Source organism: Pseudomonas sp. WP18 (genome assembly GCF_036689585.1).
GTDB lineage: Bacteria > Pseudomonadota > Gammaproteobacteria > Pseudomonadales > Pseudomonadaceae > Aquipseudomonas > Aquipseudomonas chlororaphis_E.
On the sequence record NZ_CP144758.1, the window covers coordinates 3,399,932 to 3,424,189 of the forward strand.

The window sequence follows — 24,258 nt, forward strand, 5'->3', positions numbered from 1 at the left end:
CGAAGACGTCGGCACATCGAACATCTGCATGACAGACACACCGCTTTCGCGGGCAAGCCCGCTCCCACACGGGATTTGGGGTATTCGCAGCCTTTGCATGCACCAGCAAGATCTGTGGGAGCGGGCTTGCCCGCGAAGACGGCGGCACATCCAACATATTCATAACAGACACACCGCTTTCGCGGGCAAGCCCGCTCCCACCGTCCAAGTACGTGCTGTGCCGATTTCGTCATCGCTCGTGAATAAATCCATCAAGCCGGCACCCACCCCCGCAGGCGACGCTTGTGTTCAATCCATTGAACGGACGCGGCCCTCATGAAACGCATCACCGTGATCGACTCCCACACCGGCGGCGAGCCAACGCGCCTGGTCACCGGCGGTTTTCCCGACCTGGGCCGGGGCAGCATGGCCGAGCGCAGGCAGCGCCTGGCCGAGCAGCACGATGCCTGGCGCAGCGCCTGTGTGCTGGAGCCGCGCGGCAGCGATGTGCTGGTGGGGGCGTTGTTGTGTGAACCGGTGGACCCGAACGCCTGTGCCGGGGTGATCTTCTTCAACAACAGCGGCTACCTGGGCATGTGCGGCCACGGCACCATCGGCCTGGTGGCATCGCTGGCGCACCTGGGCAGGATCGGCCCCGGCGTGCACAGCATCGAGACCCCGGTGGGCACCGTCCAGGCCACGTTGCATGAAGATCGCTCGGTCAGCGTGCGCAACGTACCGGCCTACCGCTACCGCAAAGCGCTGCGCCTGGAAGTGCCCGGCATCGGCCCGGTGGTGGGTGACGTGGCCTGGGGCGGCAACTGGTTCTTCCTGATGGCCGACCACGGCCAGCGAGTGGCCAGCGACAACCTCGACGGGTTGACCGCCTACACCTATGCCGTCCAGCAGGCCCTGGACCAGCAAGGTTTCCGGGGCGAAGACGGCGGCCTGATCAATCACATCGAACTGTTCGCCGACGACCCTCGCGCCGACAGCCGCAACTTCGTGCTCTGCCCCGGCAAGGCCTATGACCGCTCCCCGTGCGGCACCGGTACCAGCGCCAAGCTGGCGTGCCTGGCGGCGGATGGAAAACTGCAACCGGGCCAGCTCTGGCGCCAGGCCAGCGTGATCGGCAGCGAGTTCGAAGGGTCTTATGAGCCCGCCGGCGAGTGCATCGTGCCGACCATTCGCGGCCGGGCGCACATCAGCGCCGAAAGCACGCTGATCATCGAGCCGGACGACCCGTTCGCCTGGGGCATCCGTTCGTGAGCGAACACCCGGTCGCCGACGTGATCGTCATCGGCGCCGGCATCATCGGCGCCGCCTGCGCGCGCTCATTGGCCCAGCGTGGCTTGCAGGTGCTGGTGCTGGACGCCGGCTGGCATGGCGCCACGGCGGCGGGCATGGGCCACCTGCTGGTGCTCGATGACAACCCAGCGGAACTGGCCCTCAGCCAATACTCCCTGCAACGTTGGCGCGAACTGGCCCCCGCCCTGCCCGCTGCCTGCGCCTGGCGCAACAACGGTACCCTGTGGCTAGCGGCCAATGCCGAGGAAATGGCGGTGGCCGACGGCAAGTACCTCAACCTGCTGGCCCACGGCGAGGCGTGCGAATTGATCGGCCGCACTGCACTGCGCCAGCGCGAGCCTGAATTGCGCGAAGGCTTGGAAGGCGGGTTGCTGATCAAAGGTGACGGGATCCTGTATGCGCCGGCCGCCGCGCGCTGGATGCTCGAAACCGCCAACATTCGCCAACAGCGCGCCCAGGTCAGCGAAGTCGATGGCCACCGCGTGCGCCTCGCCGACGGACGCTGGTTGAGCGCTGAAGCGGTGGTCCTCGCCAATGGCATCCAGGCCACGCAACTGTGCCCGGAACTGCCCATCGAGCCGAAGAAAGGCCACCTGCTGATCACCGATCGCTGCCCCAACCGCGTGTCCCACACGCTGGTGGAACTGGGCTACGTCACCAGCGCCCACACGGCCAGCGGCCCTTCGGTGGCGTGCAACATCCAGCCCCGGCCGACCGGCCAACTGTTCATCGGCGCCTCCCGGCAGTTCGGCACCGTCGACCCACAGGTCGAAGGCTGGATGCTGGCGAAGATGCTCAAGCGCGCCACCGACTACCTGCCAGGGCTGGCCCAGCTCAACGGCATCCGCGCCTGGACCGGCTTTCGCGCCGCCAGCCCCGATGGCCTGCCGCTGGTGGGCCAGCATCCGCAACGCAAGGGCCTGTGGCTGGCGGTCGGGCACGAAGGGTTGGGCGTAACGACCGCGCCTGCCACCGCCGACCTGCTGGTGGCACAGCTGTTCAACGAAACCTCGCCCCTGGCCCCGCAGGCCTACTTGCCACAGCGATTCCTCGGCGAGCCTACCCATGTCTGAAGCACACGGGTACCTCAGAATCCATTCAACTGAAGGTCTCAGCCCCATGCCTGAACTCCTCCTCGACGGCCACCCACTCTCGGTCGCCAGCGGCACCAGCGTCGCGGCGGCGCTGGCGTTGGGCTCCGACGGTTGCAGCCGCACCTCAATCAGTGGCCAGCGACGCGCGCCGCTGTGCGGCATGGGCATCTGCCAGGAATGCCGGGTGATGATCGACGGCCGGCAGCGCCTGGCGTGCCAGACCGTGTGCCGCGATGGCATGCACGTGCGGACCCGCCCATGAACGAGCTCACCGACCTGCTGATCATCGGGGCCGGCCCCGCCGGCATGGGCGCGGCGCTGGCGGCGGCCAGCAGCGGCATGCGCATCGTGGTACTGGACGACAACCCGCTGCCCGGCGGGCAGATCTGGCGCGACGGCCCCCAGGCCAACCTGCCCACCGAGGCGCGGCGCCTGCGCGAGCAACTGCAAGCCTGTGACAACGTGCAGTGCTACCCCGGCACTCGGGTGATCGCCTGCGCCGCCGACAAGACCCTGCTGGTGGAAGATACCGAGCGCGGCTGGTCCATCAGCTATGACCGCCTGATCCTCTGCACCGGCGCTCGTGAACTGCTGCTGCCCTTCCCCGGCTGGACACTCCCCGGCGTGACGGGCGCCGGAGGCTTGCAGGCATTGATCAAGGGCGGCTTGCCGGTGCGTGGCGAACGCCTGGTGATCGCCGGCAGCGGTCCGTTGTTGCTGGCCAGTGCCGCCACGGCGAAACATCAGGGCGCGCAGGTGCTGCGCATTGCCGAACAGGCCAACCGCGCCTGCGTGCTGGGTTTCGCCGCGCAATTGCCGCGTTGGCCAAACAAGTGGTTGCAGTCGTTCAGCCTGCTCGATGCCCACTACCGCACCGACAGTCATGTGCTGCAAGCCCTGGGTCGGGACCGCCTCGAAGGCGTGCGCCTGTTCCAGCAGGGCAAGACCGTGGAACTGGCCTGCGATCGGTTGGCCTGTGGCTTCGGCCTTGTTCCCAATGTCCAGCTCGGCCAGGCCTTGGGCTGCGGTGTGCAAGACCAGGCCCTGGCGGTCGACGCCTGGCAAGCCACCACCCGGCCCGGGTATTACGCCGCCGGTGAATGCACCGGGTTCGGCGGCAGCGAACTGGCGCAGGTGGAAGGCGCCATCGCCGGTTTTGCGGCGGTTGGCAACAGCGCCGCGGCCCAGCGACTCTGGCCGCGCCGGGCACGCTGGCAGGCGTTCGCCCGGGCATTGAACCGCGCTTTCGCCCTCGATGCCCGACTCAAGACCCTGGCTCGCCCCGACACCCTGGTCTGTCGCTGCGAAGACGTCCCCTACGCTGACCTGCTCGGCCACGAAAACTGGCGCGAAGCGAAACTGGCCAGCCGCTGCGGCATGGGCGCCTGCCAAGGCCGGGTGTGCGGCGCCGCGCTGGAGCATCTGTTTGGCTGGACACCGCCCACGCCTCGCCCACCGTTCAGCCCGGCGCGGATCGAAACGCTGCTGGCGCTGGGAGAAAACGCCCCCACCTGACACCAGACGGCGTGTCGGGCGAGCTTGATCGCCAATGGGGTGGGTCAGCGCGTCCAGGGAGGCAGGAGTAGCGTCTTCGCGAGCAAGCTCGCTCCCACAGGGCTTGGAGTGCAGCCGGACCAGCCTGCTCGCGAAGGCTACGTGACAAGCACCCCATTTCCATCCGACACTCCCGACACACACAAGCCCGCTCTGAAAAAGGCGTCGCTGAACCATGTACCCCTCGCTCAACAGCTTCACCCCCTGCGAGCTGGAAACCCTGCTGGGTAGCCTGCACCCCATCGCGCCGCTGCTGGACACCCTCGCCGACGTGGTGTTCTTCATCAAGGACCGCGAGGCCCGCTACGCCTTCGTCAACCAGACACTGGCCCGGCGCTGCGGCTTCAAACGCAGCGCCGACCTGCTCGGGCTCACCGCCGAACAGGTGTTCCCCGAGCGTTTCGGCCCGCTGTACACCGAGCAGGACCGCAAGGTCCTGGCCAGCGGGCGCGAACTGGCCGACCAACTGGAGTTGCACCTGTACTACGGCAACCAGCCGGTGTGGTGCCTGACCCACAAACTGGCCTTGCGTGACCCGAACGGCAGGATCGTCGGCCTCGCCGGCATTTCCCGCGACCTGCAACTGCCGCAATCCAGCCATCCGGCCTTTCAGAAACTGGTGGCGGTGGATGCCCACATCAAGCGTCATTTCGCCCACCCCATCAGCCTGGCCGAACTGACGGCCATCGCCGGGTTGTCGGTGGCCCAGCTGGAGCGTCACTGCAAGCGCATCTTCCAACTCACGCCCCGGCAGATGATCCACAAGGCGCGCCTGGAAGAAGCGTCGCGGCTGTTACGTGAGCAGGACGTGCCGATCACTGAGATCGCCCTGCGTTGCGGTTACACCGATCACAGCGCCTTCAGCCGTCAGTTTCGCGCCCTGACCAGCCTGTCGCCGAGTCAGTTCCGGGAAAACCATCGCTGACCCCTGTTCCTTTACGGGGCACTGCGCGGCGCGTTTGCTCCCATCTGTAACACCATCGGGCCTCCGCTGATCGCCTCCTTGTCAGCCACCTTTCCAGGCTAACGCCTCTAGACCGCTCCTCTTAACGCGTGCCCGCCTCCTGCCGGGAAATGGGCACGCCGCTTGCTTATTTAATATCGTATACGAAATCCTCAATACGATATTTCACCGCACTTATTCGACAGCGAGGCATATATGAAGAACCCTGCACTGGCCGTAGCCCTCAGCGTTGTCCTCACTCCCCTGTTCATCGCCCCGGCCCAGGCCGACAAACTCGACGACATCATCGGTTCCGGCAAACTGCGTTGCGCAGTGACCCTGGACTTCCCACCCATGGGTTTTCGCGACGAGAGCAACAAACCGGCAGGCTTCGACGTGGACTATTGCCAAGATTTGGCGAAAGTCCTGGGGGTAGACGCCGAAGTGGTGGAGACGCCGTTCCCGGACCGGATCCCGGCGCTCATTTCCGGGCGCGCCGACGTCATCGTCGCGTCCACCTCCGACACCCTGGAGCGGGCCAAGACCGTCGGCCTGACGGTGCCCTACTTCGCCTTCCAGATGGTGGTGCTGACCCGCGACAACACCGGCATCAACACCTTCGCCGACCTCAAGGGCAAGGCCGTCGGCAACACCAGCGGCACCTACGAAGCCATCGCCCTGGAAAAAGACCAGAAGAACTGGGGCAGCGGCAGCTTCCGCGCCTACCAGTCGCAGAACGACACGTTGCTGGCCGTCGCCCAAGGCCACATCGATGCAACGGTCGTGACCAACACCGTGGCGGCCGCGACCCTCAAGTCGGGTAAATACAAGAACCTGAAGATCGCCGGCGACGCGCCCTATGTCATCGACTACGTGTCCCTCGGCGCCAAGCGCAGCGAGTACGGCCTGCTCAACTACCTCAACCTGTTCGTCAACCAGCAGGTACGCACCGGTCGCTACAAGGAACTGTTCGTCAAATGGGTCGGCACCGATATCCCGCCGGCCAACCTGACCGTTCCCCAGGTCTACTACTGAGGATCGGGGCATGCCAAGCACGCCTGTGCGTGTCAAAGTCCGCAGCCTGGTGGAGGGTGCCGCCCAGGGCGCCCTGCTGTTCGCCGACGTCGGCCTGAGTTTCTGGGGGGGCGTGGACCCGGCCAGCGGCGAGGTCATCGACCGCCACCATCCGTTGAGCGGCGAGCGCCTGGCCGGGCGCGTGCTGGCGATTCCCAGCGGGCGCGGCTCCTGCACCGGCAGCAGCGTGCTGATGGAGTTGATCAGCAACGACCACGCCCCCGCCGCCCTGGTGCTGGCCGAAGCGGATGAGATCCTGACCCTCGGTGTGCTGGTGGCGCAGGTGATTTTCCAGCGTTCTCTGCCAGTGGTATGCGTGGGCCATGAGGCATTCAATCGCCTTCGCGGCCAGGGTTTCGTGCGCGTTGAAGGTAACCGCCTGACCTTGTCCGGCCGACGCCCTCAGGATCATTGGCGTGCGATGGACGTGCCGTGGCAGTCACCCGCGCCAGTGTCCCTGGACCTCACCGAACAGGACCGGGCGCTGCTCGACGGCGCCCACGGCAAGGCCGCCCAGGTGGCGATGCAGATTGTCCTGCGCATGGCCGAGATCCAGGGCGCGACGCGCTTGCTGGACGTGACCCAGGCCCACATCGACGGCTGTATCTACACCGGCCCGGCCAGCCTGCGCTTTGCCGAACAACTGGTGCAATGGGGCGCCCGGGTACGCGTGCCCACCACCCTCAATTCGATTTCCGTGGATCAGCGCCGCTGGCGGGAACTGGGCGTCGACCCAGCGCTCGGCGAGCCCGCCAGCGCCTTGGGCGATGCCTACATGGCGATGGGCGCGCAGTTGAGCTTTACCTGCGCGCCCTACCTGCTGGACACGGCCCCCAAGGCTGGCGAGCAGATCGTCTGGGCCGAGTCCAACGCGGTGGTCTACGCCAACAGTGTGCTGGGCGCGCGAACCCAGAAATACCCGGATTTTCTCGACATCTGCATCGCCCTGTGTGGACGCGCTCCGTCGAGCGGTTGCCATCTCGACGACCAGCGCCTGGCCGGGCTGCTTGTCGACGTGCCGCAGCCGGCGCACATGGATGACAGTTTCTACCCGCTGCTGGGCTACCACATTGGTGCCCTGGCGGGCCGGCGCATTCCGTTGATCCGCGGCTTGGAACATGCCATGCCCAACCTGGACGACCTGAAAGCCTTCGGCGCGGCATTCGCCACCACCAGCGCCGCACCGTTGTTCCACATCGCCGGGGTCACACCCGAAGCCCTCGACCCGAACGATGTGCTGGCGCCGGGTGCCCCGTTGCCGCTGGAAACAGTCGATACGGCTGGCCTGCTGGCCAGTTGGCGCGAGCTCAATAGCGCCCGAGACACGCGGGTGGACGTGGTGTCCCTGGGCAATCCGCACTTCTCCCTCAGCGAGTTCGCGGCGCTGGCGAGCCTCTGCGCCGGCCGGATCAAGCACCCGGATGTGGTCCTGGCCATCACCTGTGGCCGGGCGGTACTGGAGCAGGCCCGCGACGCCGGGCACCTGGCCGTCATCGAGGCGTTCGGCGCGGTGCTGGTGACCGACACCTGCTGGTGCATGGTCGGCGAACCGCTGATCCCCGCCCACGCCACCACCCTGATGACCAACTCCGGCAAGTACGCCCATTACGCCCCCGGCCTGGTCGGACGCGGGGTGCACTTCGCCGGCCTGGCGCAGTGCGTCGAGGCGGCGTGCGCCGCCAGCGCCCCTGGCCAACCGCCAGCCTGGCTGCACCCCATCGTCCGCACGGAGAGCCCCACCGATGTTTGACTACAGCTTCCAGTGGCGCCCGGCCTTGCGGGCCCTGCCCGACATGCTCGCCGGGGCCTGGGTGACATTCGAGACCGCGGCGTTGTCGATGATCTTCGGGGTGTTGATCGCCCTGGTCCTGACCGTGATGCGCCAGGCACGTCATCCGCTGCTGCGGGGCGTGGGCAACGGTTGGGTGTCCATCGCCCGCAACACGCCCTCGCTGTTCCAGATCTACATTCTGTACTTCGGCCTCGGCTCCCTCGGGCTGCACGTCAGTTCGTGGCTGGCCTTGCTGGCCGGGATCACCTTCAACAATGCCGGCTACCTGGCGGAAAACTTCCGCGGTGGCCTCAAGGCCGTACCCGGCACGCAGATGCGCGCGGCTCGTTCCCTGGGGATGAGCGCCTTCCAGGCCTACCGGATGATCATCGTTCCGCAATTGCTGCGCATCGTGTTCTACCCGCTGACCAACCAGATGGTCTGGGCAGTGCTGATGACCTCCCTTGGCGTGGTGGTCGGGCTGAACAACGACCTGACCGGCGTCACCCAGGAATACAACGTCAAGACGTTCCGCACCTTTGAATACTTCGCCCTCGCGGCCGTGCTGTATTACCTGATCGCCAAGCTGATCGTCGGCCTCGCAAGGCTGCTGTCCTGGCGCCTGTTCCGTTATTGAGGGCTCGTCATGCTTGCCACCAGCCTCACCGTCAACGACCTGTTGTTCCTGCTCGACGGCGCCTGGGTCACGCTGCAGTTGACCGCGTGGTCGATCCTGCTGGGCACGTTCGCCGGCCTGGCGTTCGGCCTGCTGCGAGCCTTGCTGCCCCGTGCCAGCCTGCCGCTGGCCTGGGTGCTGGACGTGTTTCGCAGTGTGCCGTTGCTGATCCAGTTCGTGCTGTTCAACTCGCTCAAGAGCATCGTCGGCCTGGACCTCAGCGCCTTTGCGGTCGGCTGCATGGTGCTGGGGGTCTACGCCGCGGCCTATTTCACCGAGATCGTGCGCGGCGGCGTGCTGGCGGTGCCCCTGAGCACGCGGCGGGCCAGCCGTTCTCTTGGCCTGAGCTACCTGCAGGACCTGCGCTTCATTGTCCTGCCGATTGCCACGCGCGTGGCGTTTCCCGGCTGGCTGAACCTGGTGCTGGGGGTGATGAAAGACACCGCCCTGGTGATGTGGATCGGCATCGTCGAACTGCTGCGCGCCTCGCAAACCATCGTCACACGCATTCAAGAACCCCTGTTGGTGCTGTGCATCGCGGGCCTCATTTACTACGTCATGAGCCTGGTGGTCGCCCGCCTCGGCGCACGCCTGGAAAGAAGGTGGCAGGAAAATGATTGAGATTGAAAACGTGCACAAATCCTTTGGCGACCTGGAAGTGGTCAAGGGCGTGAGCCTCACCGTGGACAAGGGTGAAGTGGTGTCGATCATCGGCGGCTCGGGTTCCGGCAAGTCGACGCTGCTGATGTGCATCAACGGCCTGGAGCCGATCCAGAAGGGCAGCATCCGCGTGGACGGGGTGGAGGTCCATGACCGCGCCACCGACCTCAATCACTTGCGACAGAAGATCGGCATCGTCTTCCAGCAATGGAACGCCTTCCCCCACCTGACCGTGTTGGAGAACGTGATGCTGGCCCCGCGCAAGGTCCTGGGCAAGAGCAGGCAGGACGCCGAAGCCCTGGCGGTGAAACAGCTGGAGCACGTGGGCCTGGGGGACAAGCTCAAGGCGTTCCCGAGCAAACTGTCCGGCGGTCAGCAACAGCGCATGGCCATCGCCCGGGCCCTGGCAATGTCACCGCACTACATGCTCTTCGACGAAGCCACCTCGGCCCTCGACCCGCAACTGGTGGGCGAAGTGCTGGACACCATGCGCCTGCTCGCCGAGGACGGCATGACCATGGTGCTGGTGACCCACGAGATCCGCTTCGCCCGGGACGTGTCCGACCGCGTGGCGTTCTTCTGCAACGGCCGGGTCCACGAGATCGGGCCGCCGGACCAGGTGATCGGCAACCCAATGCAGCCGGAGACGGCGGCGTTTCTCCGGTCGGTGAAGTAGCCGGTGACGCCTTCGCGGGCAAGCCCGCTCCCACAGGGGTTTTGTGTTCAACCCCGAACCCTGTGGGAGCGAGCTTGCTCGCGAAAAGCCCGCGATGAACAACACAAGGAGTAGCCAATGCGCTCATCCAGGATCCTTCACATAGTCAGTTGCCACGCCGAAGGCGAAGTCGGCGACGTGATCGTCGGCGGCGTCGCGCCACCGCCCGGGGCGACGGTGTGGGAGCAATCGCGCTGGATCGCCCAGGACGAGGTCCTGCGCAACTTCGTCCTCAACGAACCCCGGGGCGGCGTGTTCCGGCACGTCAACCTGTTGGTGCCGGCCAAGCACCCGAAGGCACACATGGCCTGGATCATCATGGAACCGGCCGACACCCCGCCGATGTCCGGTTCCAACTCACTGTGCGTGGCCACCGTGCTGCTGGACAGCGGCATCCTGCCGATGACCGAGCCCCAGACCCACCTGGTGCTGGAGGCCCCCGGCGGGCTGATCGAAGCCGTGGCCGATTGCCGCGACGGCAAGGTGCAACGGGTGGAAATCAAGAACGTGCCCTCCTTCGCCGACCGCCTCGACGCCTGGATCGAGGTCGAAGGCCTGGGCTCGCTGCAGGTGGACACGGCCTATGGCGGTGACAGTTTCGTCATCGTCGACGCCCAGCGCCTGGGTTTCGCCATCCAGCCGTGTGAAGCCGCCGAGCTGGTGGCCGTGGGCCTGAAGATCACCCGCGCCGCCAATGAGCAGTTGGGTTTCGTCCATCCGCTGAACCCCGACTGGTCGCACATTTCGTTCTGCCAGATCGCCGCGCCGCTGGTCATGGAGAACGGCATCGCCACCGGCGCCAACGCCGTGGTGATCCAGCCCGGCAAGATCGACCGCTCGCCCACCGGCACCGGCTGCTCGGCGCGCATGGCCGTCCTGCAGGCCAAAGGGTTGATGCAAGTGGGCGACCGATTCATCGGACGCTCGATCATCGGCTCCGAATTCCACTGCTGCATCGACTCGCAAACCGACGTGGCCGGACGCCCGGCGATCTATCCGTGCATCGCCGGGCGGGCGTGGATCACCGGCACTCATCAACTGCTGCTGGATCCGGCTGACCCATGGCCGCAGGGCTATCGGCTTTCAGATACCTGGCCCGGCGCATGACTTTTCGACTTTGCACATTCCCTTTGTGGCGAGGGGATTCATCCCCGATGGGCTGCGAAGCGGCCCCCGTGTACCTGGCAAACCGAGTCGTCAGGCCAGGGGCCGCTTCGCGCCCCATCGGGGATGAATCCCCTCGCCACAGTACTATCCACAACCGGAGACAACCATGAGCAAACGCATCAACTGGAGCGGCGTATTTCCCGCCGTCACCACCCAATTCAACGATGACTTTTCCATCAACCTGGAAAAAACCCACCAGGTGATTTCCAACGTTATCCGTGACGGCGTCTCGGGCCTGGTGGTCTGTGGTTCGGTGGGGGAAAACACCTCGTTGAGCGCCGAGGAAAAGATCGCCGTGACCGAAGTCGCGGTGGACGCCTCCCGTGGCCGGGTCCCGGTGATCTGCGGGGTGGCCGAGTTCACCAGCGTGCAGGCGGCCAAGGTCGCCAACGCGGTACGCAAGGTCGGCGTCGATGGCGTGATGCTGATGCCGGCGCTGGTCTACGGCTCCAAGCCGTTCGAGACCGCCGAGCATTTTCGCTACGTGGCGCGCCAGGCCGACGTGCCGTTGATGGTCTACAACAACCCGCCGATCTACAAGAACGACGTGACCCCGGACATTCTGATTTCCCTGGCCGACTGCGACAACGTGGTGTGCTTCAAGGATTCGTCCGGCGACACCCGGCGCTTCATCGACGTGCGCAATGAAGTGGGCGACCGCTTCGTGCTGTTCGCCGGGCTGGACGACGTCGTGCTGGAAAGCCTCGCGGTGGGCGCCGAAGGCTGGGTCTCGGGGATGTCCAACGTGTTCCCGAAGGAAGGCGAAACCATTTTCCGCCTGGCCCGCGCCGGGCGTTTCGCCGAGGCGATGCCGATCTACGAATGGCTGATGCCGATCCTGCACCTGGACGCCCGCGCCGACCTGGTGCAATGCATCAAGCTCTGCGAAGCCATCGCCGGCCGCGGCAGCGCCCTCACCCGCCCGCCCCGCCTGGCCTTGCCTGAGGAAGACCGGGTGTATGTGGAACAGATCATGGCCAAGGCCCTGGCCAACCGGCCGGTGCTGCCGGATGTCGGCCTCTGAAGCCCCCATAGATCACGGCCTGTGGGAGCGGGCTTGCTCGCGAAAGCGGTCTGTCTGGCAAAACCATGCTGGATAGACCGCCATCTTCGCGAGCAAGCCCGCTCCCACAGGATTCCGGGCGGTTCAGTCGGGTAAAAAAAGGGCGATGACCGTCGCCGGCCATCGCCAAAAATCGCCTACCTCAGGCGCTCTCAGATCCGTGCGGGCGACACGATGATTTTGACGTTGTGTTCCTTGTTGTTGACCAATTCCTCGAACCCTTGCCCGACAATCTGCTCCAGTTGAATGCGCCCGGTCACCAACGGCGAAATGTCCAGGCGGCCATCGGCGATGAAGGCGATCACGTCGGCGAACTCGCCGTTGTAGGCCAGCGCGCCCAGCACCTGCTTCTCGGTGGCGACCAATTCGAAGAAGTTGAACTGGCTCGGTTCTTCGAAAATCCCCACCAGCACGCATTTGCCGGCCTTGCGGATCAGGTCGATGGCCAGTTTGGCGGTGTGTTTGTTGCCGATGCACTCAAAGCTCACATCCGCACCCAGGCCACCCGTCAAACGACGCACTTCGGCCAGGGCATCGCAGTCGTTCGGGTCGATCACATGGCTGGCGCCGACTTCCAGGGCCTTGGCCTTGCGCGCGCCGGACATTTCCAGGGCGATCACCTGGGCCGCGCCAGCCGCCTTGGCGCACATGATGGTGCAAAGGCCGATGGTGCCGGCGCCAACCACCACCACGTTCTGGCCCAACAGGCTGCCGGCCTTCTTGACCGCGTGCATGCCCACCGCCAACGGCTCGATCAACGCACCGGCCTCGGCCGGAAAGTGGGCGGGCAATTTGTACAAAAGGTTGGCCGGCACGTTGACCAGTTCCGCAAAGGCGCCGTTGTTCATCAACCCGGTGAAGGCCAGGTTCTCGCAGATGTTGTAGAGCCCGTGGGTACAGTAGTAGCAAGTGCCGCAATGCTGGCAGGCATCCGCCGCCACCGGCTCGCCGACGCTGAAACCTTCCACCCCGGCGCCCAGCTCGACGATCTCACCGCAGAACTCATGGCCGAGGATGCACTGCCCTTTGATCCCGGTCAGCGGGTGCGGCGCGTCCACCGGAATGAACACCGGCCCGGCCACGTATTCATGCAAGTCGGAACCACAGATGCCGCACCAGTGCACGCGGATCTGTACCCAACCGGCAGGCGGCGCCACCGGCAGTGGCACGTCTTCGACGCGAATATCGTTGCGGCCATGCCAGACGGCGGCGCGCATGCTGCGGGTAGGCGTGATTGAAACGTTCATCGTGTTGCCTCCAGAAATTGAAGGGGCCGCGATTCGCTCGCCGCCCGGATGAGTCAGTGCTGCTGGATGAACTCGAGGATCAGCCGATTGACCTGCTCGGCCGCTTCCATCTGGACCATATGGCCCTGGCCGGACAGCACCTCGACCCGTGCCGCCAGCCCCTCGCCATGGGCCGCCGGGATGATCGCGTCGTCGCTGCCCCAGATCACCAGCGTCGGTACGTGGCCGGCCTGCACCACCTCCCGCAGGTCGGTCTGTTGCCGGCCGTCGGTAAACAGCGTTGCCGCCAGTTGCTTGAGGGCTGCGTCCACCCCCTCCAGGCGCTTGTACTTGAGCATGTCGTCGAGCATCTGCCGGTTGACCAGCTCGGCATTGGAAAACAACTGCACCAGTTGCGGCTTGAGGGCGTTGCGGTTGGCGGCCTCGACGAAGCCTTGCAAGTAACCGCCGTTGATCTGCGTGCCCAGGCCTGCGCTGCCGATCAAGGTCAGGGAGCGCACTCGCTGGGGTGTCAGGCGCGCGGCGTTCAGCGACACCGCTCCACCCATGGAATGCCCCACCAGGTGCGCGACGCTGATGTCCAGGTGATCGAGCAAGGCCAGCACCACGCCGCTCAGTTCATCCAGGTCGCCACGTTGCAGGGCCTTGGCGGATTCGCCATGGCCCGGCAGGTCCAGGGCAATCACCCGACGGCCCGCCGCCAAGGCTTCATGGTTGAACAGCCAGTTGTTCAGGTCGCCGCCAAAGCCGTGCACCAGCACCAACGGCGTGCCCCCTTCACCACGTTCGAAGTAGCGGATCACCCGGCCGTCCAGCTCGACTTTCTGCGGTTTCGGCCCGGTGTCCTCAGCGGCGGCATCGCCCGGCACGAAACTGGACTGGAACTGCTCGATGACGGCGTCGATCTCGGCCTCGCTGGCTTCGCCCTCCACCACGATGCCGAGCAAGGCGCCGACCGCCAGGGTCTCGTCCTGGCGCGCGACCTGCCGACGCAAAATGCCGGAAAACGGCGCCTCGACGCTGCTGGAGATCTTGTCAGTCTCCACGTCCAGCACCTCATCGCCCTTGGTGATGGCCTGGCCCTCCTCCTTGAGCCAGGCATCGACCCGGCCTTCGGTCATCGACAGGCCCCACTTGGGCATGGTCAGGGTATGAATCTGGCTCATCAGCGCTTGCTCCACTCGATCACGTTGAGCACGGCTTGCTCGATCTTCGCCGCGTCAGGGATGTACAGGTCTTCCAGGGCATCGGAGAACGGCACCGGAGTGTGGGGCGCGGTGACCATTTCGATCGGGGCCTTGAGGGCACCGAAGGCTTTCTGGGCCACCAGCGCCGAGATGTCCGTGGCCATGGAACAGCGCGGGTTGGCCTCGTCGATGACCACCAGGCGGCCGGTCTTCTCGACGCTCTCCAGGATGCTGTCCTCGTCCATCGGGCTGGTGGTGCGCAGGTCGAGGACTTCGCAGTCGATACCGCGCCCGGCCAGGCTACGCGCCGCGTCCATGGCGGTATTGACCATGCGTCCGTAGGACACCAGGGTCACGTCTTTGCCGTCGCGCAGGAAATTCGCCTCGCCAAACGGGATGGTGTAGAGCTCTTCGGGGACTTCGCCCTGCAGGCTGTAGAGCAATTTGTGCTCGCAGAAGATCACCGGGTCGTTGTCGCGGATCGCCTGGATCAGCAGGCCCTTGGCGTCATAGGGCGAGGACGGGCACACCACCTTGAGCCCCGGGATGTGGGTCCACAGGGAGGTGAGCATCTGCGAATGCTGGGCGGCGGCGCGCAGGCCGGCGCCGACCATGGTGCGGATCACCAACGGCGTGGCGGCCTTGCCGCCGAACATGTAGCGAAACTTCGCCGCCTGGTTGAGGATCTGGTCCAGGCAGCAGCCGGCAAAGTCGACGAACATCAGTTCGCACACCGGGCGCACGCCGCAGGTGGCCGCGCCGACCGCCGCGCCGACGTAACCGATTTCCGACAATGGGGTGTCGAGCACACGCCCGGGAAACTGGTCGTAGAGCCCCTTGGTGACGCCGAGCACACCGCCCCAGGCGTCGTTTTCACCGGGCGCACCGGCACCGCCGGCGACGTCTTCGCCCATGATGAAGACGCTGGCGTCGCGGCGCATTTCCTGGGCCAGGGCTTCGTTGATTGCCTGCTGATAACTGATTTTTCTCGCCATGATGGAATTCTCTGTTCTTGTTTTATAGGGGCGTTCAGGGGTAGGAGACGTAGACGTCGGTCAGCAGGTCCGCCGCGGTGGGCTTGGGATCGGACTTGGCTTTGTACACCGCGTTCTCGATCAACAGGTCCACCTCCTTATCGATCAGGTCCAGTTGCTCGACCGTCAGCAACCCGGCCCGGGTCGTGCGTTCACGGAACTGCATCAGGCAATCCTGGTGCTCGCGGAAATGCTTGACCTCGTCGGGCGCCCGGTAAGTCTGGGCATCGCCCTCGAAGTGGCCGTAGTAGCGCGTCAGCTTGACCTCGATCAGCGAGGGCCCCTCGCCCGCCCGGGCACGCTCGACCGCGGCGCCGGCGGCTTCATGGACGGCGAAGAAATCAAAGCCATCCACCGTGACCCCGGGCATGCCGAAGCCGGCGGCGCGGTCGGCGATGTGATCGCAGGCCACCGACCAGTTGGAGGCGGTCGCTTCGGCGTAGCCATTGTTCTCGGCGATGAACAGGCACGGCAGGTTCCACACCGACGCCATGTTCATGGCTTCGAACACCGCGCCTTCGTTGGAGCCGCCATCGCCGAAGAACACCACGGCGACACTGTCGGTGCCCTTGAGCCGGGCCGCCAGCGCGGCGCCGACCACCAGCGGCGCGCCCGCCCCGACGATGCCGTTGGCGCCGAGCATGCCCTTCTCGATATCGGCAATGTGCATCGAGCCGCCCTTGCCCTGGCAGACCCCGGTTTTCTTGCCGTAGATCTCGGCCATCATCCCGTAGACGTCCACGCCCTTGGCTATGCAATGGCCGTGGCCACGGTGGTTGGAGGCGATGCAGTCGTCATCGCCCAGATGCGCCATGACCCCGGCGGCCGACGCCTCTTCGCCGGCATAAAGGTGGACGAAGCCGGGGATCTCGCCGGTGGCGAATTCCACGTGCAGGCGCTCTTCGAACGCACGGATGGTGCGCATCACCTGGTAGGCGTGCAGCAGTTGATCGTGGGTGAGCGGTGTCGACATTTTTATTCTCCTGGGGTGTCTTCTTGAAGATTCAGAGGGTGTTGCGGGTGTTCGCGGCCGATTGCCAGCAAACGGTGTTGCGCGGCGTAGGCCAGCACCGCATTGACGTCGATGCTCAGCGGGCCGCCGGCATCGAGGGTGACCGTTGGCCGGTCCTGCGCGTTGAATTCGATTTCCCGCTCACCGTCCAGGGCCAGGGTGCCGCTGGAAAGCGACAGGCCGTGGGCGATGCCAGGTTCCAGGGGCCCGGCAGCGAGCACGCCACAGCCTTGCAGCAGCCCTGGCGCGAGCGGCACCAGCAGCGCTTCGGGGGATTGCGGGTCCAGGCGCATCCAGGCGCCCCCCGGTGCCTGGCGTGAAACCGGAAACCACAAGCCGCACAGCGCCGACAGGCCAATGGATTGCGGTTCGGCGAAGGTCACGAAGACTTCGGCCAGGTCCTGTGCGCGACTGATGGCCCGGGCGCCGACGAAGCGCAGCGGCGACACGGCGACGTCCACCAAGGCGACTTCGCGCAAGCCACGTCCGGCATCACAGACCAACAAGCGCTTGTTGCGGCGCAAGCCGATCGAGTCCGGGATCCGGCCACTGGCGTACAACCCGCCGGCCAAGCCAGCACTGGTGGCCTCGCGCAGTTCGGGAAAAGCATTGTTGGTGCCGGTGGACAGGGTCAGCAGCGGGATGTCGCCGACCTCGGCGGCCACGGCCTTGTGGGTGCCGTCACCGCCCAGCACAGCGATCAGCGCGACCTCGCGTTCGGCCATCAACCGCGCCGCCCGTCGGGTGTCCTCGACGGTCTGGCGCAGGGTCAGGTCAAGGAACTCCAAGGCCGGCCAGTGGCTGCTGCGCGCCTGGCGGCCGTGGCTGTTCTTCAGCACAGCGGCGGCCATGCCAATCATGTCGGTGGGCATCAACACCTGCTCAACACCCGTGGCGCCGAACGCGGCCAGCAAGCGCTGGATCACCGACACCTTGTCGGTGCTGGAAAACAGCCCGGCGTTGGCGGTCAGGCGCCGAACGTCACGGCCCGATGCCGGGTTGGCGATGATGCCCACCGTCAAGGGCCGGCGACTCATGACGTCACCGTCAGCGTGAAGGGAAAACGACCTGGGCAGAAAGACATGGGCGCACCTCGTTTTTATTATTCGAAGACCCGTCGAGCGGGCCCTAGGCACAGAGCAAGGCCGGTGCCAGTTCCTGAGAAAACCCGCTGAAAGCCCGTTCCAGAGGCCTCCAGACGAAATGAACGGGTGCCAGAGGCCAGGCCCCGTGAGACGCCGCATGTCAGCCTGCACGGGTGCTTGCCGAGACCGTGAGACGTGGCGTCTCACCCCAGCCCTGAGGCCGGCCAGGCTTGTCTGCGTCCGGCGAACGGCGCTTAATGGGCGCACAACGATAAGAAGCTGAATCGGAGGCCCCATGCTTTCCGCTCACTCCCGGGCGCATGTCGATTGCGTCAGCCGCGTGGTGAAGAACGCCGACCGGTTGCCCCAGTTGCCCGTGCCGGACCTGATCCTCGACTCCTGGCGTCGGTCCATGGAGCAACACCACCTGGACCCAGGCTCCTTGCAGGGCCCGCGCATCCTCTCCGAGGACGTGCTCAAGCAGTGTCGCGAGCGCTCCGAACTGTTCCTCAACATCGCCAGCGAAGAAGTCGCCCGCCTCCATGGTCGGGTGCGCGACGCCGATTACTGCGTGTTGCTGACCGACGCCCAGGGCCAGACCATCGACTACCGCGTAGAAACCACCCTGCGCAACGACTGCCGCAAGGCCGGGCTTTACCTGGGCACCTGTTGGTCGGAGGGTGAAGAAGGCACCTGCGGGGTGGCGGCCGTGCTCACGGCCAAGGCACCGGTGACGGTGCACAAGCGCGACCATTTCCGCGCCGCGTTCATCGGCCTGACCTGCTCGGCGGCCCCGGTCTTCGACCCTCAGGGGGAACTGCTCGGCGTGCTGGACGTGTCGGCGGTGCGCTCACCGGATGATCGGCGCTCGCAGCACCTGATCCGGCAAATGGTGGTGCAGAGCGCCCGGGAGATCGAACAAGCGTTTTTCCTCAGCAGCGCCCAGGGCTACTGGGTGCTGCGCGGTCACCGCAACGCCGGCTATGTCGACAGCCAACCGGACTTCCTCTTCGCCTGGGACGACGACGGTTGCCTGCAAGCGCTGAACCCGGCTGCCCGCCAATACCTGCTGGAACGCTACGGCCAGTTGCCGAGCCATATCAGCCAGGTGTTCGATCAACAGTGGCTGCACCGTGCCCGAGACGAACACCTCTACCCCCTGCTGGGCCACGGCAACGGCCCAGCCCTGCACGGCCGCCTCAGCGCGCCACGCCAGCGGGCCACCAGTCGGCCCCGGGTCGCGCTGGCACCGGCCGAGCTCGATCCACGCCTGGCCGACAGCCTGCGCCTGGCGGTACGGGTCAAGGACCGCAACCTGCCGGTGCTGGTCCAGGGCGAAACCGGGTCCGGCAAGGAAGTGTTCGCCCGTCAACTGCACCAGGCCAGCGAACGTCGTGATCGCCCGTTCGTGGCGCTCAATTGCGCGGCGATTCCCGAAAGTCTGATCGAGAGCGAGTTGTTCGGCTATGTCGCCGGGGCCTTCACCGGCGCGTCGGCCAAAGGCATGCAAGGCCTGCTGCAACAAGCCGATGGCGGCACGTTGTTCCTGGATGAGATCGGCGACATGCCGCTGGCGCTGCAAACCCGCCTGCTGCGGGTGTTGGCCGAAGGCGAAGTGGCGCCGCTGGGTGCTTCACGGCGCAAGGCCGTCGACATCCAGGTGATCTGCGCCACGCACCGCGACCTGGAGACGCTGGTGGCCAGCGGCGAATTTCGCGAAGACTTGTACTTCCGCCTCGGCGGCGCCCGCTTCCAACTGCCACCGCTGCGCGAGCGCACGGATCGACTGGCGCTGATCAATCGTATTCTCGCCGAGGAGGCGGCGCTGTGCGGCACGCCTGTGCAATGCAGCGACGCGGCCCTGGAATGCCTGCTCGGCTATCACTGGCCGGGCAATATCCGCCAGTTGCGCCATGTGCTGCGCTACGCCTGCGCGGTGTGCGACGCCGACGTGATCCAACTCCGCCACCTGCCCGAGTCACTGCACGGCAGTGACGTTGCCTTGGAAACGTCGGAACCGAGCGCCAGCCCGGAACGCCAGGCGCTACTCGATGCCTTGGTGCGCCATCGCTGGAAGCCCACGGCTGCTGCCCGGGCCCTGGGCATTTCCCGGGCGACCCTGTATCGACGGGTCCACCAGCATGGCATCGAAATGCCGGGGCGCAGGCCGGCTTAGCGCGGTTGGCGCTCGATCATTTCTGCGCCAGCTCGTGGTGCACGCACTGCTCGTAGTAGGTCTGCTTGACTGCGGCGGGCTTGAGGCGCGAGGCACTGTTGTAGGTCTGCTCGGTGATGCCCAGGGCGGTCATGCGCATCCAGGGCCGGGGAAACTTGCGCACCTGCAGCTTCTTGCGTGCGCCGTACAGGGTGATCCCGGACAGTTTCGAGGCCTGTGCCCCTGCCGCGATGTCCGATCCCCAGCGACACACCGATTGCTGGTTTTGCGTCAGCGCCCTGGCCTGGACCTCAAGCGAGACGGCCGCCAGGAGAACCGTCACCGCGCCCCACCGCGCCAGGCTCGACATAGAAATCTTCATAGGTCTGTCGCTCAACATTCTGAAATAAAAGAAGTTTGACGACGTTTTCGCAAGCAAGGGGCCAGCACTGACGTGCGCCCCCTCGCCACAGGATTTGTGCACTATTGACCTTTGGTGTGATGAATTGCGGCTGCGTCCGCCTTGGCCTCTTGCAGCAACTGCTGGATCACCTGTTCCTGCTCGGCATAGCGCCCTTCGCCGAAGTGGCTGTAGCGCACCTGCCCCTTGGCGTCGATGAAGTAATGCGCCGGCCAGTACTGGTTGTCGAAGGCACGCCAGATCGCATATTGATTGTCGATGGCCACCGGGTAGTGGATGCCCAGCTTGCGCACCTGCTCACGCACGTTGTCGATGATCTTCTCGTAGCCGTATTCCGGGGTATGGACGCCGATGACCACCAGCCCATCCTTCTCGTATTGCTTCGCCCAGCCGTTCACGTAGGGCAGCGTGTGCTGGCAGTTGATGCAGTCGTAGGTCCAGAAGTCCACCAGCACCACCTTGCCGCGCAGCGATTCGGCGCTCAGCGGCGGCGAGTTCAACCATTGCACCGCGCCGTCCAGCGAAGGCATGTCTCCCTTGGCCTCAAGGGTCGGCATGGGGCTGGCGCTGGCCTTGCTGACCACGTAGTCGATCGCCTTGGGCACCTTGTCCAGCAGGCTCTGCTCCAGGCTCGCGCCCCCTTGTGAAGAGGTGTTGGCCAATAACCGATCATCGGCACCGGTGCCAATCGCCACCGCAGCCAACAGCACAACCACTCCGCTGCCCCGGCGCAGCCAGGCCGTCACCGGCAAGGACAGCTTCAGCCGGGAGACCACGCCGCGTCCGGCGAAGATCAAGGTGCCCAGGGACAAGGCGCTGCCCAGGCCATAGGCGAGCAGCAACAGGCTGGTTCCGGCGTTGGCGCCCTGCAGCATGGCACCGGTCAGGATCACGCCGAGTATCGGCCCGGCGCAAGGCGCCCAGAGCAGCCCGGTGGCGACGCCGATCAGCACCGATGCCAGCGGCCCACCCAGGCGCCCGGCGCCGGCGTCCACCCGGTTGCCCAGGTGCACCAGCGGCCGTGCCAGCCAGGTGCCGACCCGGCTGAAGATCAGCGACAAGGCAAACAGCACCATCACCGCCAGGGCGACTTGCCGGCCGACGTTGCTGGCGCGCAGCACCCAGTCGCTGCTGACCACCGCCAGGCTCGACACCAGGGCGAACGTCAGCACCATGCCGCCAAGGGTCAACAACATGGAACCCGGCGCACGATTGGCCCGAGCGAACAGGAACGGCACCACGGGCAGAATACAAGGGCTGAGGATCGTCAGGATCCCGCCGAGGAAAGCGATCAGAAGCATGGCATCACCTATCAGAAGTCAGGCCGACTCGGGCCCTTGTGGCGAGGGGATTCATCCCCGCTGGACCGCGAAGCGGTCCCCTGGAAGTCGCTGTCACATCGCAGTGAGAGGATTTGGGGTTGCTTCGCAACCCAGCGGGGATGAATCCCCTCGCCACAGTGGTTGGAAACATTCTTGATGCTGTACTCAGTTCCCGTCACTGCAATGATCGGAAAACTTGCTGTAGTCCAGCGCCTGCTGGTGACCTGCCGAATCCAGGTAGGTCATGTGGGCGTTGACCACGCCGCAGTCCGGGCCGGCATCTTCGGTCATCGAGAGCACTTTCTGGATGTCCAGGTGGGTGCCGTAGGTGTAGGTTTGCGCCTGGACGTTGCCTTCGGCCCGGGCGGACAGCGTGCAGATGTTCAGGGCGGCGAAGAGGCAGGCGGCGTAGATGGCTTTGGTGTTCATGGCGGTGTCCTCGGTGCAGTCAATGGGTTTTCTGTCGAGGCCGGTTGCGTTGCCCCGTTAGACGCCATTGAATGCTGCCCAGGTATCGCGCCTGTATCGGGCCGGGGGGCTTTTTGCATCCATGTGTATCCGTCGCGCGCCAGATACACTGCAATACAAACCGCCGCGAGCCGCGCCGGCTGGCGCCTGTAGACTGACCACACCGAAACGCCAAGGGGACTGGGCACCATGGATCATGTCGATCACGTATTGATTGTGGATGACGATCGCGAGATCAGAGAGCTGGTGGGCAACTACCTGAAGAAGAACGGCCTGCGCACCACCGTCGTCGCCGATGGCCGGCAGATGCGGGCGTTCCTGGAGACCACCCCGGTGGACCTGATCGTGCTCGACATCATGATGCCCGGCGATGACGGCCTGGTGTTGTGCCGCGAATTGCGCGCCGGCAAGCACAAGGCTACGCCGGTGCTGATGCTCACCGCCCGCAATGACGAAACCGACCGCATCATCGGCCTGGAAATGGGCGCCGACGATTACCTGGTCAAGCCCTTCGCCGCCCGGGAACTGCTGGCCCGCATCAACGCCGTGCTACGCCGCACCCGCATGCTGCCGCCCAACCTGGTGGTCACCGAAAGCGGTCGCCTGCTGGGGTTTGGCCGCTGGCGCCTGGACACCACCGCCCGCCACCTGTTGGATACCGACGGCACCCTGGTGGCCCTGAGCGGCGCCGAGTACCGTTTGTTGCGGGTGTTCCTGGACCATCCGCAGCGGGTGCTCAACCGTGACCAGTTGCTCAACCTGACCCAGGGCCGGGACGCCGACCTGTTCGACCGTTCCATCGACTTGCTGGTCAGCCGCCTGCGCCAGCGCCTGCTGGACGATGCCCGGGAACCGGCCTACATCAAGACCGTGCGCAGCGAAGGTTATGTGTTCTCGCTGCCGGTGGAAATCCTCGAGGCGTCGGTATGAACCTGCCGCTGCGCTGGCCACGCACCCTCGCGTCGAGGCTGTCGCTGATTTTCCTGGTCGGCCTGATCCTGGCCCAGGGCCTGTCATTCGGCGCCCAGTACTACGAGCGCTACCAGAGCGCCAAGTCGACCATGCTCGGCAACCTGGAAACCGACGTCGCCACCTCCGTCGCCATCCTCGACCGCCTGCCCGCCGCCGAGCGCCCGGCCTGGCTGCCGAAACTCGCCCGGCGCAACTACGGCTACCTGCTGGAAGAAGGCCAGGCCGGCCAGCCGATGCAGACCGACGATGCGCCGATCTCGATGAGCTCGATCCAGGACGCCATCGGCCAGGCCTACGCCCTGACCTTCACCGACCTGCCCGGGCCGCAGAAGCACTACCAGGCTCACCTTCGCTTGAGCGACGGCAGCCCGTTGACCATCGACGTACGCCCGGCAATGGTGCCGCTGTCGCCGTGGTTGCCGATGGTCTTGCTGGGGCAACTGGCGCTGTTGATCGGTTGCACCTGGCTGGCCGTGCGCATTGCCGTCGGCCCGCTTACCCGGCTGGCCCAGGCGGTGGAAACCCTCGACCCGAATGCCCACAGCGTGCGCCTGGACGAAAAAGGCCCCACCGAGGTGCTGCACGCCGCCAAGGCGTTCAATGCCATGCAGGACCGCATCGCCGCCTACCTCAAGGAGCGCATGCAGTTGCTGGCGGCGATCTCCCATGACTTGCAGACGCCCATCACGCGCATGAAGCTGCGCGCCGAGTTCATGGACGATGGCCTGGAAAAGGACAAGCTCTGGAGCGACCTGAGCGAGATGGAGCACCTGGTGCGCGAAGGCGTGGCCTATGCCCGCAGCATCCATGGCGCCACCGAGGCCAGCTGCCGCATCAACCTCGACGCGTTTCTCGACAGCCTGGTGTTCGACTACCAGGACACCGGCAAGGACGTGCACCTGTCCGGAAAAAACGCCGCGGTCATCGACACCCGCCCCCATGCCTTGCGGCGCGTGCTGGTCAACCTGGTGGACAACGCACTGAAATTCGGCGGCGCGGCCCAGCTCCATGTGCAGCCCACCGACAACGGGCAACTGTCGATCCAGGTCCTGGACCGTGGCCCCGGTATCGACGAACAGGAACTGGCCGAAGTACTCAAGCCGTTCTACCGGGTCGAAAGCTCGCGCAACCGGGAAACCGGCGGCACCGGGCTGGGGCTCGCCATCGCCCAGCAACTGGCAATCGCCATGGGCGGCTCGCTGACCCTGAGCAACCGCGACGGCGGCGGCCTGTGCGCCGAGTTGCGCCTGGGTCGCGACACCTCGATGAGTTAACCGCGATCCAATGTGGCGAGGGGATTTATCCCCGCTGGGCTGCGCAGCAGCCCCAACGCAGCTGACTCAATCCTCTT

General features: G+C 65.6%; 23 protein-coding genes. 15 read left to right on the forward strand and 8 right to left on the reverse strand.

Annotated elements, in window-relative coordinates:
- Positions 1-315 precede the first annotated feature (315 nt).
- From V5F23_RS14990 to V5F23_RS15045, 12 genes are all read left to right on the forward strand, one after another.
- Complete coding sequence (locus tag V5F23_RS14990) at positions 316-1,248, forward strand: 4-hydroxyproline epimerase (protein WP_338495482.1); 933 nt, start codon at positions 316-318, stop codon at positions 1,246-1,248.
- Positions 1,245-2,360, forward strand: coding sequence for an FAD-dependent oxidoreductase (locus V5F23_RS14995; protein WP_042729824.1), 1,116 nt, complete (start codon positions 1,245-1,247; stop codon positions 2,358-2,360). The genes V5F23_RS14990 and V5F23_RS14995 overlap by 4 nt, the downstream gene beginning before the upstream one ends.
- Before the next feature lie 46 nt (positions 2,361-2,406).
- Positions 2,407-2,643 (forward strand): 2Fe-2S iron-sulfur cluster-binding protein, encoded by a 237-nt coding sequence (locus V5F23_RS15000; protein ID WP_042729823.1) that lies wholly within the window; start codon positions 2,407-2,409, stop codon positions 2,641-2,643.
- Positions 2,640-3,896, forward strand: a complete 1,257-nt coding sequence (locus tag V5F23_RS15005) for an FAD/NAD(P)-binding oxidoreductase (RefSeq protein WP_123579124.1) — start codon at positions 2,640-2,642, stop codon at positions 3,894-3,896. The genes V5F23_RS15000 and V5F23_RS15005 overlap by 4 nt, the downstream gene beginning before the upstream one ends.
- Before the next feature lie 214 nt (positions 3,897-4,110).
- Complete coding sequence (locus V5F23_RS15010) at positions 4,111-4,860, forward strand: AraC family transcriptional regulator (RefSeq protein ID WP_042729821.1); 750 nt, start codon at positions 4,111-4,113, stop codon at positions 4,858-4,860.
- A gap of 234 nt (positions 4,861-5,094) precedes the next feature.
- Complete coding sequence (locus V5F23_RS15015) at positions 5,095-5,913, forward strand: transporter substrate-binding domain-containing protein (RefSeq protein ID WP_047737892.1); 819 nt, start codon at positions 5,095-5,097, stop codon at positions 5,911-5,913.
- Between the two features lie 10 nt (positions 5,914-5,923).
- Positions 5,924-7,702 carry an aconitase family protein gene (locus V5F23_RS15020; RefSeq protein WP_047737889.1) on the forward strand — a complete coding sequence of 593 codons (1,779 nt, stop codon included), beginning with the start codon at positions 5,924-5,926 and terminating at the stop codon, positions 7,700-7,702.
- Complete coding sequence (locus tag V5F23_RS15025) at positions 7,695-8,360, forward strand: amino acid ABC transporter permease (protein ID WP_042729818.1); 666 nt, start codon at positions 7,695-7,697, stop codon at positions 8,358-8,360. The genes V5F23_RS15020 and V5F23_RS15025 overlap by 8 nt, the downstream gene beginning before the upstream one ends.
- A gap of 9 nt (positions 8,361-8,369) precedes the next feature.
- Positions 8,370-9,020, forward strand: coding sequence for an amino acid ABC transporter permease (locus tag V5F23_RS15030; RefSeq protein ID WP_338495485.1), 651 nt, complete (start codon positions 8,370-8,372; stop codon positions 9,018-9,020).
- Positions 9,013-9,735 carry an amino acid ABC transporter ATP-binding protein gene (locus tag V5F23_RS15035; RefSeq protein ID WP_047737885.1) on the forward strand — a complete coding sequence of 241 codons (723 nt, stop codon included), beginning with the start codon at positions 9,013-9,015 and terminating at the stop codon, positions 9,733-9,735. Before V5F23_RS15030 ends, V5F23_RS15035 begins: the two co-directional genes overlap by 8 nt.
- Before the next feature lie 117 nt (positions 9,736-9,852).
- Complete coding sequence (locus tag V5F23_RS15040; protein WP_338495487.1) at positions 9,853-10,881, forward strand: proline racemase family protein; 1,029 nt, start codon at positions 9,853-9,855, stop codon at positions 10,879-10,881.
- A 166-nt stretch (positions 10,882-11,047) separates the two neighbouring features.
- Positions 11,048-11,965 (forward strand): dihydrodipicolinate synthase family protein, encoded by a 918-nt coding sequence (locus V5F23_RS15045; protein WP_047737879.1) that lies wholly within the window; start codon positions 11,048-11,050, stop codon positions 11,963-11,965.
- Between the two features lie 191 nt (positions 11,966-12,156).
- On the opposite strand, the gene V5F23_RS15050 is transcribed toward V5F23_RS15045, so the two are convergent.
- The 5 genes from V5F23_RS15050 to V5F23_RS15070 form a co-directional block, all read right to left on the reverse strand.
- Positions 12,157-13,221 carry a 2,3-butanediol dehydrogenase gene (locus V5F23_RS15050; RefSeq protein ID WP_234408019.1) on the reverse strand — a complete coding sequence of 355 codons (1,065 nt, stop codon included), beginning with the start codon at positions 13,219-13,221 and terminating at the stop codon, positions 12,157-12,159.
- 83 nt (positions 13,222-13,304) lie between these two features.
- Entirely contained in the window at positions 13,305-14,417 is a 1,113-nt protein-coding gene (locus V5F23_RS15055) for an acetoin dehydrogenase dihydrolipoyllysine-residue acetyltransferase subunit (RefSeq protein ID WP_338495488.1), read from the reverse strand.
- Entirely contained in the window at positions 14,417-15,433 is a 1,017-nt protein-coding gene (locus V5F23_RS15060; protein WP_042732553.1) for an alpha-ketoacid dehydrogenase subunit beta, read from the reverse strand. Before V5F23_RS15060 ends, V5F23_RS15055 begins: the two co-directional genes overlap by 1 nt.
- 34 nt (positions 15,434-15,467) lie before the next feature.
- Positions 15,468-16,445, reverse strand: a complete 978-nt coding sequence (locus V5F23_RS15065; protein ID WP_047737870.1) for a thiamine pyrophosphate-dependent dehydrogenase E1 component subunit alpha — start codon at positions 16,443-16,445, stop codon at positions 15,468-15,470.
- A 2-nt stretch (positions 16,446-16,447) separates the two neighbouring features.
- The gene (locus tag V5F23_RS15070; RefSeq protein ID WP_042732456.1) at positions 16,448-17,521 is read right to left on the reverse strand and encodes an NAD(+)/NADH kinase; all 1,074 of its coding nucleotides are present in this window, start codon (positions 17,519-17,521) and stop codon (positions 16,448-16,450) included.
- A 343-nt stretch (positions 17,522-17,864) separates the two neighbouring features.
- Here V5F23_RS15070 and V5F23_RS15075 point away from each other — a divergent pair, with 343 nt between their 5' ends.
- On the forward strand, positions 17,865-19,745 hold the full coding sequence (locus V5F23_RS15075) for a sigma-54-dependent Fis family transcriptional regulator (RefSeq protein WP_042732457.1): 1,881 nt from the start codon (positions 17,865-17,867) through the stop codon (positions 19,743-19,745).
- 16 nt (positions 19,746-19,761) lie between these two features.
- On the opposite strand, the gene V5F23_RS15080 is transcribed toward V5F23_RS15075, so the two are convergent.
- The 3 genes from V5F23_RS15080 to V5F23_RS15090 all read right to left on the reverse strand — a co-directional run bounded on the left by V5F23_RS15080 (position 19,762) and on the right by V5F23_RS15090 (position 21,896).
- A complete protein-coding gene (locus tag V5F23_RS15080; protein WP_338495492.1) occupies positions 19,762-20,106 on the reverse strand; it encodes a hypothetical protein in 345 nt (114 codons plus the stop codon).
- A gap of 101 nt (positions 20,107-20,207) precedes the next feature.
- Positions 20,208-21,446 carry a cytochrome c biogenesis protein DipZ gene (locus V5F23_RS15085; RefSeq protein ID WP_123579129.1) on the reverse strand — a complete coding sequence of 413 codons (1,239 nt, stop codon included), beginning with the start codon at positions 21,444-21,446 and terminating at the stop codon, positions 20,208-20,210.
- Between the two features lie 186 nt (positions 21,447-21,632).
- Complete coding sequence (locus V5F23_RS15090; protein WP_047737861.1) at positions 21,633-21,896, reverse strand: DUF2790 domain-containing protein; 264 nt, start codon at positions 21,894-21,896, stop codon at positions 21,633-21,635.
- Between the two features lie 228 nt (positions 21,897-22,124).
- Between V5F23_RS15090 and V5F23_RS15095 the strand changes: the two genes are divergently transcribed.
- Both V5F23_RS15095 and V5F23_RS15100 read left to right on the forward strand, forming a co-directional pair.
- Positions 22,125-22,865: a response regulator gene (locus tag V5F23_RS15095; RefSeq protein WP_047737859.1), complete on the forward strand. Its 741-nt coding sequence runs from the start codon at positions 22,125-22,127 to the stop codon at positions 22,863-22,865.
- Positions 22,862-24,181, forward strand: a complete 1,320-nt coding sequence (locus tag V5F23_RS15100) for a HAMP domain-containing sensor histidine kinase (RefSeq protein WP_123579130.1) — start codon at positions 22,862-22,864, stop codon at positions 24,179-24,181. Before V5F23_RS15095 ends, V5F23_RS15100 begins: the two co-directional genes overlap by 4 nt.
- The last annotated feature ends 77 nt before the right edge of the window (positions 24,182-24,258 follow it).